Source organism: Virgibacillus carmonensis (assembly GCF_057836705.1).
On sequence record NZ_JBYQFJ010000004.1, the window covers coordinates 211,109 to 228,328 of the forward strand.

The window sequence follows — 17,220 nt, forward strand, 5'->3', positions numbered from 1 at the left end:
CTTTACGTAAGTTTTGTTCCTATTTAATCCTTGCGAAAAATTGTTTCATAACATACCGCTTCAGAAATATACGATGCTTTCCGTGGGCTGCTGAGCCTCCTCGCTCATCCGAAAAGCGGAGGCGCCGCAGCTAGACATAGCTGAAGATCCCGCAGGACAAGGAAAGTGTCCTTGAAGAGGAATCACACGCAGAAAAAGTGTTTTTCTTTTTCAATGAAGCGGTTTTTGTTTCCGAGGAAGTTGAAGCGTTGCCGCACTATCGTAGTTTATTGATTTTGTCGCAAAACAACAATCTTTTAGAAAACAGCCTTATTTTCTTACGATAACTGTGATCTAATGTAAGCACTATATTTTTGCAAAAGGTTAATATCACTTACGGCGCTAAGCGTCCTTGAGCCAACTACATCTTCTATTTCGTTAAATAGTAACTTTTGGTCCTTACCAAATAAAAAGTCGATACCAACCATATCAAATTGGAAGTGTTGAACGATAGTTTGTACTAATCTAATTTCCTCATTATCTAAAGGATATGCAGTAGCTGAACCACCAAGTTTGAAATTTGCTCGAAAATCCTTTGAGTTTTCGCGTAAAACAGCCCCTACAATTTCATTTCCTACCACAAAAACGCGTAGATCTTTTCCATACTTAACGTTACAGGTTTGCATGATGCTAGTCCGAGAAGATAGGATTGACATGGAATCTTGCCAATCCTTCTCATTTTCTATAAGAAAAACTTGTTTTCCACCCCGACCGCTGGAATCTTTTACAACAAAAGGATATTCTAGTGTTTGTGAGTTAGGTAATTGGTATGGGTTGATGAAAATAGTATCTACCATTGGTATACCTAGGTCATGTATATAATGATGAGTCAACTCTTTGTTATTACAGATTTGAGAGATAGATGATGAATTAAACACACGAATTCCCATACCCTCGAGATGTAAACTTAGGAAAGTATCAACCGTTCTTATTACAGCAAAATCTGGTGGAGTAATTGGCTTGTTATTGGATAAGATAATGCGCTGATCATTGATAATACCGATTGTAAGGTTTTCCCTAATAGCTAGCGTGAGATCTAGACCTTGTAATTTAGCTTCTTCTAAAAACCAGATTATATAAGAGGAATTGTCCTCGGCATCCAGTTGGTTATAGATTAACCAGCCTTGATTCTTCATTGGAGTCATCCTTTTTGCATACCAATTATATAGTCAATGATATAATCAGCAACATTTATATTTGTACAATCGTACATATTTCGTATATGTGCATTGGAATTTATCTCACATATAATTGGATTGCCATCTGTTCCAAATAGCAAATCTATTCCAGCAAAGTCAGCACCAATTGCTTTCGTCGCTGCAACAGCAATAGAGATTTCCTTGTCTGCAGGCTCGTAGGCCTTCATAGTTCCACCAGCTGTCACATTTGCCCGAAAGTCATCTGAAGACGTCCGTACCATGGCAGCAACTACCTTATCTCCCACAACATGTAAGCGCATATCTCTACCATAGCTTGAAACAATAAATTCCTGGAAAATAAAAGATTTCCCTTGTAGTGATTTTGCTTTCTCTTTCAGTTCCATTTCCGTACGGACTAAATATACTTGTTCACCAAATGAACCAAATGCTTCCTTCAGTATCATAGGTAAGCCCAAGGTGTGAATGGCATGTTGGCAAACAGCATCATCTCCATCAATATCATTTGTAAAAACCTTTGGAGCAATTATCGTTTTTGGTATTGGCAGATTCTGTGCTGATAAAGCTTGATACGTTAATATTTTATCATCGCTAATGCGGATAGCATCGGCACTATTATAAACTCGAATACCCATCTGTTCTAATTGGTTTGCTAAGTAAATATCTTTGTCGGTGAAAATAACAAAGTCTGGTAATTGGTGACTTTTTTCATAAAGTAGTGTTGGCTTTTGATTAGCTAAATAAGCTAAAAGTTCGTTGTTTTTCCATATTGTGGTAATAATTTCTTTTCGTTTTGCTGCTCCTTGCAACCACTCGGCAAAATCGAGGAATTTGCTACCACGTAAGTAACCATTATAGATAATCCAACCATTCATTTTCAAAATACTAATCCCCTTCAATATCAATTGATTCAATGCTATACTAATTTAATGAAAATAATTCGAAAGTCAGTGGTGAAGATATGTTTAACAATTTTTTGGAGGTTGAAACGTACTTTAATAATCGAAAATCATTTGGTATTAAACCTGGGTTAGATCGAATTAATACCCTGCTCCAATTGCTTGATCATCCCGAGAAAAAAACCCAGAGCATTCATGTTGCCGGTACAAATGGAAAGGGTTCCACTATACACTACATAAAAAATGCTCTTATTCAAAATAATTATAAGGTAGGTGTATTTGTTTCTCCGAGTTCAAACGGCTTAACGAATCATATGTTTATCGATGACAACCCAATTGATGAACAAACGTTTATAGAACTGCTCAATGTTATGTATCCAGTAATAGCCATATTAGATGAGAAGAATAATCATCCTACAGAATTTGAAATAATAACTGTGCTGGCATTTCTATACTTTGCAAAGTCTGTTGATCTTGCATTAATTGAAACTGGTATGGGCGGTAGAGAAGACACAACAAATTGTTTTCTACCATTGCTATCTATTATAACAAATGTTAGCCGTGATCATATGGTGTTTTTAGGAGATACCGTTCGGAAAATTGCTTTTCACAAGGCGGGTATAATAAAGTACAAGACACCTGCTATTATTGGACCAATGCCAAATGAAGCCATGGATGTGATTGAACGTGAGGCGCGTGCTGTCTACGCAAATTTATCACGATATGGACAAGAATTTCAAATTTCCGAGGCCTATTATACACATTTCAGCTGGAAAAACCGACTATATAATAAGCTGAATGTCAGTCTTCAAATGGCAGGAAGACATCAACAAATTAATGCAGCACTTGCTATTATGTCCATTGTTAAATTAATAGAAATGGGACATTTTATTGATCTTGATCTAGCTATAAGCGGTATTGAGAAAACACAAGTTCCTGGACGTTTTGAACTAATTCATCAGACACCTCAAATTATTGTTGACGGTGCCCATAATGAGGCTGGTATCGAAGCGTTTATTGATACTGTAAAAACAGTAAATCATGCCCATATCAAACATGTTATTTTTGCTGCATTTAAAGATAAGGATATACCTGAAATGGTAAAACTGCTTCAAGCACAATTTGAAACCATCACGTTAACAACCTTCGACCATCCAAGAGCAGCACCTATCTCAGAACTCTCTAGATACGTAAATAATAGAAATATTGTTGTAGTAGAAAGTTGGCAAGAGATTATTAAAACAACACTAAATTCTTCAAAGTCAGCTACAGGCTACTATGTTACGGGATCGTTAGACTTTATAGCGAAAGTTAGAAGTTTTATGGTGGAATAATAAAAATTATGGTAAGATTACATTATCAGAAAGTTTTTACAAAATAGGCAAAAAGTTGTAGTTGGTTGTTTTTAGGTAGGGGGGACTTACGACACATGGTATCAGAGAAAAGAATAAATAGTTTGTTGATAATTTGGGCAATCTTTTGGCCTCTTAGTTTGTTTGCTACTTTTAATTATAACTATCTAAATATTCAAGGTAATTTAATTGATATTGTATTATTTGGTATTTTCATGTGTGTAGTCGCCTCTCTTCCACTAATAATAAATAATGCGCCTATTTTCTTTGTCAACGGTATAAGTATAGCGGTATTCTTATCCTTTGGTCTCTTTGCTGAAATGATCTTAACGCAATTAGCAATATTTATAGTTTTAATTAGAGTTGGTGTTGGAAAAAAAGAATATTACCGATATCCTTTGAATCTGCTTATGTTTACGGTTGTTTCATTAGTCGGGGCACTTGTTTATTATATGCTAGGTGGAAATCATGAATCGATTGATTTCACTAATTTTCAAGACATTTTTGCGATTTTTGGATATGCCATTACTGTTTTTCTAGTGAATCAAATAACAATTTATATTAATCATCGAGTGTTTTATCAAAAAAAAATAAATTTTTTTAGTAAAAGTTTTTTTTGGGAGTTACAATCCACCTTAATTGTGCTGCCGGTTGGCTTTGTATTATTTGTTTTATACTATGAAATTGGAAGAATTGCTATATTTTATATGGGGATTCCTTTTGTAATGATATCGGTCATTCTAAGACTTTTATATTCCTATCAGGAGATCAACCGCTACTTGGAGGAAGCTGGTGAGATTGGTCACCAATTAACGAAACGAATGGAAGTAAAACAGGTTTATGACGTTTTCATAAATAAACTAGGGCACTTCATTCCAATGGATTGTGCATATATTTATATGGTTGTGGAGGACCACCTTGAACTAGTGAGATTTTATGACGGGAATAACAAAGTATTAGCAATGCATGAACAATTAACTAAAGATGAGGGATTTAGTGGCAAAGTATGGGCAAATAAAAAACCTATTATCTATAATAAGTCAAAGGAATGGATAAAGATTAAGGATACAAAGCTTCCCGCTAATACGGAAAGTGTTATTTCACTTCCGATAGAATATAACAGCGGAATTATTGGTGTCGTAACTATAATTACGAAAGAAAAGAAGGCATATGGAAAAGTTCATCAACGAATTCTAACTATTTTGACGAACTATTTTGGTGTTGCAATTGAAAATGCCGAAAATTATGAGATTACAAAAGCAAATAGTGAGAAAGATGGACTTACAAAGTTATATAATTATCGGTATTTCAACAATGCTGTAGAAGAGCACGGATCTACTATTATCGATAATAGTGTGTACTCATTAATTTTGTTAGATTTAGATCACTTTAAACTAGTAAATGATACGTATGGACATGAAGCAGGTAATGAAATCTTATGTCTGTTTGCGGATCGTTTGAAGGCATTTATTGGTGATAAAGGTTTGGTCGCAAGATATGGTGGGGAAGAATTTGTGGTTTCACTTCCGCATATTGGTTTAAAACATGCACGTCAAATGGCAGAGTCTATTCGAGTTATGATAGCAGACACCCCATTCCCTGTAGAGAAGCACATTTTATCCCATAAGAATATAGAGGATGTTTCTATCACCGCAAGTATTGGTGTTGCGGCATACCCTGAACATTGTGAATCACCAATTGAGCTAGTTCGACATGCTGACAGGGCAATGTATCTCGGTGCAAAGCAACGTGGAAGAAATAAAGTAGCGATTTATCAAGAATTACAATCAATCTAATTATTCTTACACAAGAGCGACCCATCTTGTGTATTTTTTACGCGCTTTTTGTTGAATAGTTTTTAATAGTTACTGACAAAACTCGTCTTACTTTTCAAGTCTCTTATGATAGAGTATAGAAAACTTGGGAAAGTGAGGGGAAAAAATGGATAAACGAAAAACTATTATTGTATGGATGGACGGTAAAAAAACAAAGGTCTCACAAAACAAAAATATTAACCAAAACTCTCAGCATGCGTATACAACAAATAAAGAACATGCAGCTTCCAATGAAGATAATAAAGAACTTGATCCAATCCCCACTTATATTAGACAAAATACGTTTGAAGAAGAAGTACCATTTGCAAAAGGAAAAAGTCCAAAAAACAAAACATATAAACACATATTTATTGCAGCCATCTCAGCTATTTTACTAGGTGTAGGATTAGGGGTTTTTATGTTAAATATGTTCACGAATATAGATACAAATACAGTAGGTGGAGAAGTAATTCCTCAAGCTGAAACATCAAATGATGGTACAAGTAATTCAAGTAATGGGGCTATTGCTTCTGATTTGTCAACATACACATTAAAAGGCATCCAAGCATTTGTACTTCAAGCCGGTTTATTTAACGATAAGTCAAATGTAACAGTAGTTCAGGAAAAGTTTAACAATGCTGGATTTCCGACAATGATCTGGAAAAGAGACAATAATTATTATCTTTTTGCTAATATAGCGGAAACAAAAGATCAAGCAGATAGCAAGAAAACGAAATATAAGGATTTAAATTTAGAAACGTACGCTAAAAAATGGACGACTAGTGAGGTAGAGATAGAGCTAACTGAAACTGAATATAAATGGCTTCAGGATTTTCACAACTTGTGGAATAATGCATTAAAAAGTGTTTCAAAGAATCAGTCAATCTCTTCTGCTGATTGGAAAGAATGGGTAGAATCCTATCCTGAAAACGTGAAAAATACTGATAAATTCTTTGAAGAAGTAAAAAGCCTTCAAACCAATATTGACGAAGCCAGTGAAGTTTCGTCACCAATATTATTATTAAAGCTATGGAATCACTATGAAAATCTTGTATTGAAATAAAGATAATAGATTTCATTTTCACCGTCAATCATGCACTTTTTTATTTTCGCTTCTAAACTACCATGTAAATTTTCTTTTTTGCCAGGGTGAAAAGTGGATTATTGTGTTCAACTAGAACCAGAAAATAAAAATTTATCTATTTGTTGAAACATACTTTCCTCGTTATGATATTTTCAACCATCAAAGGAGGAAGAACGATGACAATTCCATCTGTAATGATTAAAGATGTACCAAAAGAGGATCGACCAAGGGAACGATTGTTAAAGCTTGGTTCCGGATACTTATCTAACCAAGAGCTGTTAGCTATTCTATTAGGAACCGGAACAAAAGAAGAATCTGTTATGACACTGTCCCAAAGAATTCTAATGCATTTCGAAGGGTTGAAACTGTTAAAGGATGCAACAATTGAAGAACTTATGGCAATAAAAGGAATTGGTGAAGCAAAAGGGGTATTAATACTTTCAGCAATCGAAATAGGGAAAAGGATGAATCAATATAAGCCTAATGAAAGGTACGTTATTCGATCTCCAGAAGATGGGGCTGATTATGTCATGGAGGAAATGCGGAATTTAAATCAGGAACATTTTGTCGTATTATTCCTAAATACCAAGAATCAAATTATTCATAATCAAACTATTTTTATTGGAAGCTTAAATGCATCCATTGTGCACCCGAGAGAAGTTTATCGAGAAGCGGTTAAACGATCAGCTGCTTCTATTATTTGCGCACATAACCATCCATCTGGAGACCCTACTCCCTCCCAAGAAGATATCCATGTAACTAGACGGCTAGTTGAATCAGGAAAAATGATAGGGATTGAACTTCTTGATCATTTAATTATTGGTGATAGGAAATTTGTGTCCCTTAAAGAAAAAGGGTACTTATAAAACACTATCTATTTTTATGTTTTTTTCGTATAATTATAGTAAGAAATAAAACAGCGCCATTTTTCAATTGCTATTGAAAGTGGCGCTTATTATGATTATGAATCAACATGTGTAAATTTACTTTTATCACAGTTTGACGGGAAGTAAAACCTCACACTGAATGAAGTTTTACTTTATGGAAAGAGATACATAGTTTTATATGGGTTTCACGTTGCATAAACTACTTTAAATCGATATAGTAAACCTACATATGACAAACGATAAGTGAGTTGGAAAGGAAGATCTTTTTTGGGATTATTTAATTTTTCACAAGACTTAGGAATAGATTTAGGAACTGCTAATAGTCTTGTTTTTGTAAAAGGTAAAGGTGTCGTAGTACGTGAACCATCGGTAGTTTCTAAGGATATTGAAACAGGTCAGATAGAAGCTGTTGGGAGTTCTGCCCGAAATATGATTGGGAGGACACCTGGTAATATATCCGTTATTCGTCCAATGAAAGACGGCGTAATTGCAGATTATGAGACAACGGCTATAATGATGAAATACTATATTAAGAAAGCTATGAGAAATCGATCTTTCTTTGCTAGAAAACCTAATGTTATGATATGTGTGCCATCTGGTATAACAATGGTAGAAGAGCGAGCAGTAATTGATGCAACTAAACAGGCGGGAGCGAAGGACGCCTTTCCGATTGCAGAACCGTTCGCAGCAGCAATTGGCGCAGGCCTTCCAGTGTGGGAACCAACAGGTAGTATGATTGTTGACATTGGTGGCGGAACAACCGAGGTTGCAGTTATATCACTTGGTGGGATTGTTACTAGCCAATCCATTCGTATAGCAGGTGACAAGATGGACGAAGCAATTATATCATTTGTAAAAAAGAATTATAATTTAATGATTGGTGAAAGGTCTGCTGAGTCTATAAAAATGGATCTGGGTACTGCTGGTGAAGTTGTCGAAAATGTGGAAATGGATATCCGTGGTCGTGATTTATTAACAGGATTACCAAAAACAATTACAATTACAACTAAGGAAATTGCCAGTTCCTTAAAAGATATAGTGGATGCTATCGTTGAGTCTGTAAAGGTTACGCTAGAAAAAACACCACCGGAGCTAGCTGCTGACATTATGGATCGTGGTATTGTACTGTCTGGTGGTGGTTCTCTCTTGAAAAATTTAGATAAAGTTATAAGTGATGAGACAAAAATGCCTGTTTTTGTAACAGATGATCCATTAGATAGCGTTGCAATTGGTACAGGTAAATCTTTAGAATACATTCAACACTTTCGTTCCCATCCGAATGTATCTTCTCGTCCAACTGTTAATTAAAAAGTAGGTGTAATAAATGCCGTTTTTCCGTAAAAAACGTTTGTTTATAATTTTAATTGGAATCATAATTTTGGTAGTTTTGATTGGATTCTCTTTAAAAGGTAGAGATCAATTATCCACTCCCGAACAGTTTATCAAAGACACAGTTGGATGGGCACAAAGTGTTGTACACACACCAGTTAAATTTATAGCAAATATAATTACTAATATAGATGATTTAAAGGATACTTATAAGGAAAATCAAATACTTAAAGAAAAACTTTCACAATATAAAAGTTTGATTTATGAGGTACAGGAAATAAAAAAAGCGAATGAAGAATTAAGAAAGACCCTTGATAAAACAGAGTCCATTCGTGATTTTAATCCGATACAAGCCACAGTTATGTCACGAACACCTGAACGTTGGGTAGAACAGGTGACAATTAATCAAGGAGAACAAGATGGTGTACGCCCCAATATGGCTGTAATTACAGCTGACGGTATGGTTGGTAAAATACAATCAGTTTCACAATTTTCTTCAACTGTTCAATTATTAACTGGATTTGATCAATTTAATCGAATTTCAGCTACTATTACCCGTGAAGAAGGGAACGATATATTCGGCTTAATTGAAGAGTATGATGAAGAAACTGATTCCTTACATTTCAAAATTATAGAGGAGTCAGAGACGGATTTGGAAAAAGGTGAAAAAGTTTTCTCTTCTGGAATGGGAGGAGTATTCCCTGCAGGTTTGTTTATTGGAACTGTTAAAGAGGTAGTGCCGGACCAGTATGGACTTACGCGAACTGCTTTAGTGAAGCCGGCAGCAGATATGTTTGAAATAAATAATGTGATAGTAGTTGATCGGACACTAAAAGAAAATGATAAGGCAGAATCAGTTCAGGAGGATAAGGAATGAAACGTTTATACCTCCCACTCATTCTTTTTTTCTTTGTTATACTAGAGGGTGTCGCAATTGAATTGTTACCACCAAACTTTGTTATGAATGACTTATTAATCATTCCACATTGGGTATTTATTTTTCTATTATATATTGCAATATTCTATGATAATGATCGAACATACTTTTCCGTGCTATATGGTGCCATATTTGGTATGTTAATTGATATTGTGTATACGGGCGTTTTAGGTGTTTATATGTTTGCTTATGCATTTACTATTTATGTTATGCATGGTATCAGGAAACTATTACATGGAAATATATATGTGACAGTTATACTTGGAATCATTGGGATTCTGTTTGCTGATTTTACAATTTATCTTGTCTATTCAGTAGTGGGGCTTACGGATATGATACTTTCAGACTATCTGCTTTTTCGGCTTTTACCAACTATTATAGCCAATTTATTATTTTTGTTAGTCTTATATCCTGTTACTAAAAACCGTTTGTCGAAATGGAAAGATAACCAAATTTCCAAAAACAGTTAACTATATCAAGCTTTATCAAAAATGGAAAGAGAATAGATTGAGGTGAACTTACCATGCTCGAAAAGAAACAGTTAATTACAATAAAGGGTACTAGAGATGGGCTCACTCTGTTTATAGATGACTCTTGCTCATATGATGAAGCATACAAAGACTTGAGTGAAAAGTTATCGAATAATAGACCTAAAAAGGATGAACCTGTAGTTTCCGTTAGTGTTAAACTAGGGAATCGCTACTTAAATCAAACTCAAAAAGAAGAACTTAAGGCATTAATTGGCCTTGGAAACCATTTCACAGTTGTATCCATTCACTCTGAAGTTGTTGCGCGTCATGATGCACTTCAGTGGATGGAAGAAAGTGAAGTGAAAACGATAAATCGAATTGTAAGGTCTGGACAAGTCATCGAGGTGAAAGGTGATTTGTTGTTAATAGGTGATGTAAATCCTGGGGGCACAGTTGAATCAACCGGAAATATTTATGTCATGGGTAGCTTACATGGAATTGCTCATGCAGGAATAAATGGTAATCGTGATGCAATAATTGTAGCTTCCTTTATGAAACCTAATCAGCTTCGAATTGCAGATTATATTAGTCGTGCACCAGATTATGAATCTGACGGTGTATATATGGAGTGCGGACGAGTCGATGAAAAGCAAGATAAAATTGTTATTGACAGACTACAAGTTCTTTCACATAAACAGATTGATTTGAGCGGGTTCGAGAGGAGAATGAATAATGGGTGAAGCAATCGTAATCACATCTGGTAAGGGTGGAGTTGGTAAGACAACTACAACTGCGAATGTAGGTACTGCGTTAGCATTAATGGGGAAGAAGGTTTGTTTAATTGATACTGACATAGGTTTAAGAAACCTTGATGTGATAATGGGCTTAGAAAATCGAATAATCTATGATATTGTTGATGTCATAGAAGAAAGGTGTAAATTAAAGCAGGCCCTAATCAAGGATAAACGATTTGATGATTTAGCGTTATTACCAGCAGCGCAAACTAGTGATAAATCCGCTGTAACAACTGATGGCATGAAAAAGATTGTTGCTGAGCTTAAACAAGACTATGATTATATCATTATAGATTGCCCAGCTGGAATAGAGCAAGGTTTTCAAAATGCGGTAGCTGGTGCTGACAGAGCGATTGTTGTGACTACTCCAGAGAAAGCTAGTGTACGGGATGCTGATCGAATTATTGGTTTACTAGAAAAAGAGGAAATGGAGCCACCTAGTCTTGTGATTAATCGTATTCGCAGTCATATGATGAAAAATGGAGATATGCTTGACGTCGATGATGTTATTCAAATCCTTTCTGTTGACCTGATTGGTATTGTCATTGATGATGATGAGGTTATTAAAGCTTCAAATCTAGGAGAGCCAATAGCACTTCATCCAAACACTAGTGCTTCCATTTCATATCGTAATATAGCTAGAAGAATTCTTGGTGAAACAATACCATTACAATCACTTGAAGAAGATAAAGGTATGCTTAAAAAAATCAAACATTTTTTTGGAATGAATTCCTAAATACTAAAAGGTGCAAGAAACAATTTGTTTCTTGCACCTTTTTAATTTCTGATGTAAAGGTTTCTGAAAAACAAGGAGTTCTCCATAATACGTGTCATTTTCAGTTTTTCTGTTGTTTGCTAGGATTAACATATCTTGTCCATTTGTTTCATACAAATTAAAAGAAGTATGACATGACAAAGGACGGTGAATAAAATGAATCCAAGAGTAAATAAAATTCGTAAGTCAATATCCGATCGCAAAAAGTCTCGTGGTGTAGCAGGAACTGATTCTAGTAACGACGCGAGTAAAAATCAATTTTCCCATCTTCAAGTACAGGACGAAGAAAAGCATGGTTATCTTCCAATTTTTTCGGACACGGCATTATCAAAGAAGAGGAAGAGTAAAATGGTCTCTGGCTTTATTTTGAAAGGTATATTATCAAGCATCTTATTTCTTGGAACTGCACTATTATTACAAACGAATAATGATATGTTAGACGATCCTAAAGTAGTGGCAAGTAGTCTATTAACAAATGAGTTTCCATTCGCAAAGGTAAATCAGTGGTACCAGCAAACGTTTGGTACACCTTTAGCGTTGACACCTGAGGAGAATGTTGAGACACCGGGTAATTCCACATTAGCTCTTCCTGTTTCAGGAAATATTTCTGAGTCATTTCAAGCAAATGGGGAGGGAGTAATGATTTCACCTGACGAAGCATCAACCGTTTCTGTTTTACAGGACGGAGTAATAATTTTTGCTGGAAATGATCCAGAAACAAATAAAACAGTTGTTGTGCAGCACGCAGATGGTAGTAAATCCACGTATGGTTTCCTAAGCTCAACGAATGTTCATTTGTATCAATTTGTTGATAATAACCAAGTAATCGGTAAGTTTGTGCCTTCAGAGAATAGTAAAAACGTTTACTTCTCTATAGAAAAAAACGAAGCATTCATGGATCCTGTACAAGTGATTGAAGTCGATGACCGTTCTTAAACTATTACCAACAATTCACATTCATCCTATATTAATTATCTTTTTATTTATTGGAGTCATTACAGGTACATTCATGGAAATTGTTATTCTGCTGGCTATTGTTTTGTTTCATGAAATGGGACACTATATAATGGCAATTTCTTTCAAATGGAGAATAAAGAGTATCACCTTATGGGTCTTTGGTGGCGTGATGGACACTGATGAACATGGTAATAGACCTACATATGAGGAAGCATTAGTAAGTATTGCTGGTCCATTTCAACATGTTTTTATTTATCTATTTATTATGATACTTGCTCCAATGGATGTGATTCCGATTTCAATTATGGAACTTATTGTGTATTACAATAATGTTATCTTGTTGTTTAACTTGTTACCGGTATGGCCGTTAGATGGCGGGAAATGTTTATTCACTTTATTATCGACATGTGTTCCATATAAAAAAGCTCACACAATCATGATTTTAACATCAGTTTTGGTCAGTGTTTGTATTTTGTTTGCACAATTGTTCATTTTACCATTTACATTAAGCTCTGTCTTTATTCTTTTATTTATACTTTTAGAAAATAGAACGGAATGGAAACAACGATATTATGTTTTTCTTCGATTTTTATCCAAGCGTTTTTATGGTGCGAATCATGCAAAAAAGACTTCTTTAATAAAAGTATCTAATAGCAATACTTTATTTGATGTGTTTTCGTTGTTCATTCGTGAAAGAAAACATATCATTTATATTTCCTATAAAGATGGTCGAGAAACAAGCATTGATGAACAGGATTGCCTCAGAAGTTACTTCCAAGATAAACACTATAATATAACGATTGATGAGGTAAAACGAATGGGATAAATTGTAGACGTGTACTTGACATAATCTACGAAAACATGATAATATCAATACGTTATTCAATGTAGCACCAAATGCTACAACCGCACAGAACAGGTTTTAAACTTTTTTTAAAAAGTACCTGTATGGCGAGTCTGAGTCAGTTAGGGAGGTGCAGTATATGTACGCAATTATCGAAACAGGTGGTAAACAAATCAAAGTAACAGAAGGCGAAGAAATTTATGTGGAAAAAGTTGTTGGAGAAACAAAGGATTCTATAACTTTCGAAAAAGTCCTTTTTGTTAGTGGAGATGAAGTTAAAGTTGGCGCTCCATATGTAAGTGGCGCAACTGTAACTGCTAAAGTTGAAAAGCATGGTCGTCAAAAGAAGATTACTGTTTTCAAATTTAAAGCAAAGAAAAATTATCATCGCACGCAAGGTCATCGTCAACCATATACAAAATTAGTTATTGATAAAATTAATTTATAAAGGTAAGTGTATATGATCCAAGTCACTGTTTATCGTAAGGCAAATCAAATTGATGCATTTAAAATTTCAGGGCATGCTGATAGCGGGCCATACGGCTACGATTTGGTATGTGCTGGTGTATCTGCTGTATCATTTGGGGCAATAAATGGCGTGATGAAGCTATGTGATACAGACTTGGAAATTGAACAAGCAGGTGAAGGTGGGTATCTTCATGTATCTCTCCCAAGTCATTTACATAAAAATGAAATGGAAAAGATGCAACTCTTGTTCGAAAGTATGATTATTTCATTAGAAACAATTCAGCTTGAATATAGTAAATTTATTAAGATACAAAGTAAATGAGGAGGTGCAGCAATATGTTACGTCTAGATTTACAATTTTTCTCACAGAAAAAAGGTGCAGGTAGCACAAAAAACGGTCGTGATTCCCAGTCTAAGCGTTTAGGTTCTAAACGTGCAGACGGCCAGTTTGTAACTGGAGGATGTATTTTATATCGCCAACGCGGAACTAAAATTTACCCTGGTGAAAACGTAGGTCGTGGTGGAGATGATACACTTTTTGCTAAGGCTGACGGTATCGTTAAATTCGAACGTTATGGTCGTGATCGTAAAAAGGTTAGTGTTTATCCAACTGTTAAAGAAGCGTAAATCACATGAAAAACTCCAATCATTCGTTGATTGGAGTTTTTATATTATCGATAATTAAATCAACCACGTTTTGCTCATACTGTTGCTTGAGGTCAGCCTTTCTATAACAGGCGCTTACGCTTTTGCTATTTATCTGCTATACTTTTCTTATTAATGGAGGGATATTAGTGGAGGAAAAAGAGGTTATGGATTTACTACGCTATTACCGACACGATATTATGAATGATTTACAAATTGTTCATGCTTATACAAGTATGGGTAAGCTGGAAAAGGTTGAAGAGAAGTTAGCCACATATATGGCACATTTTGATGAAGAACGAAAGCTCATGAATTTGAACGCGCCAAATTTAGCTCTATGGCTAATTCCATTTAATTCTATACATCCAAATTTCCGGTTTACATACGTTATACGTGATGAAAAAATTGATCTGTCTGATATAGATGAAAAACTAACAACAGATTGTCAATATTGCATAATGTGTTTACAGGAACAGACTAATGATAACGAACTTTATGAAGGGGAAGTAGTGCTTGAATATCTCTCGCAAACGAAACAAATTCAAGTAGAACTTACTTTAAATGGTGCCTTTTCAAATTTAGTAAGCAAGAAAGTGCCGTTAGAAAATAAACACATTAAACAGCAAAACAGTGAGTATCATATTACTTACACAATAACTATCCAATGGAATAGAAAAGGTGAAGAATAATGTTTGTAGATCAGGTTAGCGTTTTTGTGAAAGCTGGTGACGGCGGCAATGGTCTTGTTGCCTATCGCAGAGAAAAATACGTACCAAAAGGTGGCCCTGCTGGTGGTGATGGCGGTGATGGAGGCGATGTAATTTTTGAAGTTGATGAAGGCCTTAACACATTAATGGATTTTCGTTACAATCGCCATTTCAAAGCAAAACGTGGAGAAAATGGAATGAGTAAAAATCAGCATGGAAAAAATACGGCTCCACTTATTGTACCGGTACCTCCTGGTACAACTGTTATTGATGAAGAAACAAACGAAATTATTGCTGATTTAACACACCACGAACAGCAAGCAATCATTGCACAAGGTGGTAGGGGGGGACGAGGTAATTCTCGTTTTGCTACACCGCGTAATCCCGCGCCAGATATGGCCGAAAATGGCGAGCCAGGAAAAGAGCGGAATATCAAAGTTGAATTGAAGCTAATAGCTGACGTGGGATTAGTTGGATTTCCAAGTGTAGGTAAATCTACATTATTATCAGTTGTGAGTGCTGCAAAGCCGAAAATAGCTGATTATCATTTTACAACGCTTGCGCCAAACTTAGGAGTTGTTGAAACAATGGATCAACGTGGCTTTGTTATGGCAGATTTACCCGGATTGATTGAAGGAGCAAGTGAGGGTGTAGGGTTAGGTCATCAATTTTTAAGACATGTGGAGCGGACAAGGCTACTTGTACATGTAATCGATATGGCAGGTACAGAGGGACGAGATCCATATGATGATTTTGTAAAAATCAATCAAGAGTTAAAAGAATATGATGTTAAGCTTACAGATCGTCCACAAATCATAGCTGCTAATAAAATGGATATGCCGAATGCTGAAGAGAATTTGAGGATTTTTAGAGAAAAAATCAATAATACGTATCCCATTTATTCCATTTCGGCGATTACGAAAGCTGGTCTTAGAGATATTTTATTTGCTATTGCAGATAAATTAGACGAGATTCCAAAAATAAGTACAACAATTGAGGATAAAGAAGAAAAAGTGGTTTATCGATACCAAAAAGAGGAAGAGCCTTTTTCAATTTCACGCGACCCCGATGGTGCTTATGTATTAGAAGGAATGAAAATTGAAAAACTTTTCAAAATGACTGACTTTAACAAAGATGAAGCCATTCAACGTTTCGCGCGTCAAATGCGCGGTATGGGCGTAGACGAAGCATTACGTAAACGTGGAGCCAAAGACGGTGATACCATCCGATTAACAGATTATGAATTTGAGTTTATCGAGTAAATCAAGAAAAGCGCAAGCGCCTTGAAAGACACGAACTGCTTATGTCTCGAGTGTCTAGGCGCTGGAGCTAGACAAACTTTCGTTTATACTTTCGTTACTATCAAGAAAATAGTAAAAAAAGTGCTACCTTTTTTCATTGAATTAGGTAGTATTTTTTTATTCTAGTTCAACTTTTTCTAGGTTCCTGCATATGTTGTTAATGAATGGTTAGCCCAGTTTTAACAAGATAGGAAGGGAGATTGAATCAGTTTGAAAATACACATTGTAAAAAAAGGGGATACATTGTGGGAAATCGCCAAAAAATATGATGTCGATTTTGAGCAATTGAAAGAACTCAACTCACAATTATCAAGTCCTGATATGATTATGCCTGGTATGAAAATCAAAGTACCTAGTAATGCGAAGCCTGTTAAAAAAGAGAACATGAAGGTAAAAGAGAAGGAAATGGTAAAAACACCATACAAAGATATTTCACCGAAACCTTTACCAGTTATAAAGGAGGATGAAAAAGAAAAACCAAAGATGACGCAAAAACAACCGATGATGCAAAAGCCACCGATGTATCATATGCCAATCATGGACCAAGACATGCATCAATATACAACCATTAATTTCCCACAAATGCCAGCACCAAAAGAAGAAGTAAAACCAGTTAAACACCATGAGAATATGCATCCAATGCCACACCACATGCAAATGGTTCCGATGTGCTGTTATCCTATGCATCCTATGCATCAAGGAAATGTATCTCCAATGCATCAAGGAAATAATATATCTCCAATGCATCAAGGAAATAATAT

The 17,220-nt window shown here is 35.3% G+C and carries 19 protein-coding genes and 1 other annotated feature; of the genes, 17 read left to right on the forward strand and 2 right to left on the reverse strand.

Annotated elements, in window-relative coordinates; all coding sequences use genetic code 11:
* Positions 1-317: 317 nt before the first annotated feature.
* Both AC3G7N_RS05080 and AC3G7N_RS05085 read right to left on the reverse strand, forming a co-directional pair.
* A complete protein-coding gene (locus AC3G7N_RS05080; RefSeq protein WP_489421058.1) occupies positions 318-1,175 on the reverse strand; it encodes an ATP-grasp domain-containing protein in 858 nt (285 codons plus the stop codon).
* Between the two features lie 5 nt (positions 1,176-1,180).
* Entirely contained in the window at positions 1,181-2,110 is a 930-nt protein-coding gene (locus tag AC3G7N_RS05085) for an ATP-grasp domain-containing protein (protein WP_489421059.1), read from the reverse strand.
* Between the two features lie 47 nt (positions 2,111-2,157).
* Between AC3G7N_RS05085 and AC3G7N_RS05090 the strand changes: the two genes are divergently transcribed.
* The 17 genes from AC3G7N_RS05090 to AC3G7N_RS05170 all read left to right on the forward strand — a co-directional run.
* A complete protein-coding gene (locus AC3G7N_RS05090; RefSeq protein WP_489421060.1) occupies positions 2,158-3,429 on the forward strand; it encodes a bifunctional folylpolyglutamate synthase/dihydrofolate synthase in 1,272 nt (423 codons plus the stop codon).
* A gap of 95 nt (positions 3,430-3,524) precedes the next feature.
* Positions 3,525-5,243, forward strand: coding sequence for a sensor domain-containing diguanylate cyclase (locus tag AC3G7N_RS05095; RefSeq protein ID WP_489421061.1), 1,719 nt, complete (start codon positions 3,525-3,527; stop codon positions 5,241-5,243).
* A 145-nt stretch (positions 5,244-5,388) separates the two neighbouring features.
* Positions 5,389-6,324, forward strand: coding sequence for a hypothetical protein (locus tag AC3G7N_RS05100; protein WP_489421062.1), 936 nt, complete (start codon positions 5,389-5,391; stop codon positions 6,322-6,324).
* Positions 6,325-6,521: 197 nt separating this feature from the next.
* A complete protein-coding gene (gene radC, locus AC3G7N_RS05105; protein ID WP_489421063.1) occupies positions 6,522-7,211 on the forward strand; it encodes a RadC family protein in 690 nt (229 codons plus the stop codon).
* A gap of 288 nt (positions 7,212-7,499) precedes the next feature.
* Positions 7,500-8,540: a rod shape-determining protein gene (locus AC3G7N_RS05110; RefSeq protein ID WP_489421064.1), complete on the forward strand. Its 1,041-nt coding sequence runs from the start codon at positions 7,500-7,502 to the stop codon at positions 8,538-8,540.
* A 16-nt stretch (positions 8,541-8,556) separates the two neighbouring features.
* On the forward strand, positions 8,557-9,438 hold the full coding sequence (gene mreC, locus AC3G7N_RS05115; RefSeq protein ID WP_489421065.1) for a rod shape-determining protein MreC: 882 nt from the start codon (positions 8,557-8,559) through the stop codon (positions 9,436-9,438).
* Complete coding sequence (gene mreD, locus AC3G7N_RS05120; RefSeq protein ID WP_489421066.1) at positions 9,435-9,968, forward strand: rod shape-determining protein MreD; 534 nt, start codon at positions 9,435-9,437, stop codon at positions 9,966-9,968. Before mreC ends, mreD begins: the two co-directional genes overlap by 4 nt.
* 53 nt (positions 9,969-10,021) lie before the next feature.
* Positions 10,022-10,708, forward strand: a complete 687-nt coding sequence (gene minC / locus AC3G7N_RS05125) for a septum site-determining protein MinC (protein ID WP_489421067.1) — start codon at positions 10,022-10,024, stop codon at positions 10,706-10,708.
* Positions 10,701-11,498, forward strand: a complete 798-nt coding sequence (gene minD / locus AC3G7N_RS05130) for a septum site-determining protein MinD (protein ID WP_489421068.1) — start codon at positions 10,701-10,703, stop codon at positions 11,496-11,498. The genes minC and minD overlap by 8 nt, the downstream gene beginning before the upstream one ends.
* Before the next feature lie 195 nt (positions 11,499-11,693).
* Complete coding sequence (locus AC3G7N_RS05135) at positions 11,694-12,473, forward strand: peptidoglycan DD-metalloendopeptidase family protein (protein WP_489421069.1); 780 nt, start codon at positions 11,694-11,696, stop codon at positions 12,471-12,473.
* Positions 12,460-13,320 (forward strand): M50 family metallopeptidase, encoded by an 861-nt coding sequence (locus AC3G7N_RS05140; protein ID WP_489421070.1) that lies wholly within the window; start codon positions 12,460-12,462, stop codon positions 13,318-13,320. Before AC3G7N_RS05135 ends, AC3G7N_RS05140 begins: the two co-directional genes overlap by 14 nt.
* Before the next feature lie 68 nt (positions 13,321-13,388).
* Positions 13,389-13,463: a sequence feature (ribosomal protein L21 leader region), on the forward strand.
* Between the two features lie 14 nt (positions 13,464-13,477).
* Entirely contained in the window at positions 13,478-13,786 is a 309-nt protein-coding gene (gene rplU / locus AC3G7N_RS05145) for a 50S ribosomal protein L21 (protein WP_489421071.1), read from the forward strand.
* 12 nt (positions 13,787-13,798) lie between these two features.
* The gene (locus AC3G7N_RS05150) at positions 13,799-14,128 is read left to right on the forward strand and encodes a ribosomal-processing cysteine protease Prp (RefSeq protein ID WP_489421072.1); all 330 of its coding nucleotides are present in this window, start codon (positions 13,799-13,801) and stop codon (positions 14,126-14,128) included.
* Between the two features lie 14 nt (positions 14,129-14,142).
* Positions 14,143-14,433, forward strand: coding sequence for a 50S ribosomal protein L27 (gene rpmA, locus AC3G7N_RS05155; RefSeq protein WP_489421073.1), 291 nt, complete (start codon positions 14,143-14,145; stop codon positions 14,431-14,433).
* Positions 14,434-14,600: 167 nt separating this feature from the next.
* Entirely contained in the window at positions 14,601-15,140 is a 540-nt protein-coding gene (locus AC3G7N_RS05160; RefSeq protein ID WP_489421074.1) for a Spo0B domain-containing protein, read from the forward strand.
* Complete coding sequence (gene obgE / locus AC3G7N_RS05165) at positions 15,140-16,420, forward strand: GTPase ObgE (protein WP_489421075.1); 1,281 nt, start codon at positions 15,140-15,142, stop codon at positions 16,418-16,420. Before AC3G7N_RS05160 ends, obgE begins: the two co-directional genes overlap by 1 nt.
* A 249-nt stretch (positions 16,421-16,669) precedes the next feature.
* The coding region (locus AC3G7N_RS05170) for a LysM peptidoglycan-binding domain-containing protein (protein WP_489421076.1) at positions 16,670-17,220 on the forward strand (551 nt) is incomplete at its 3' end.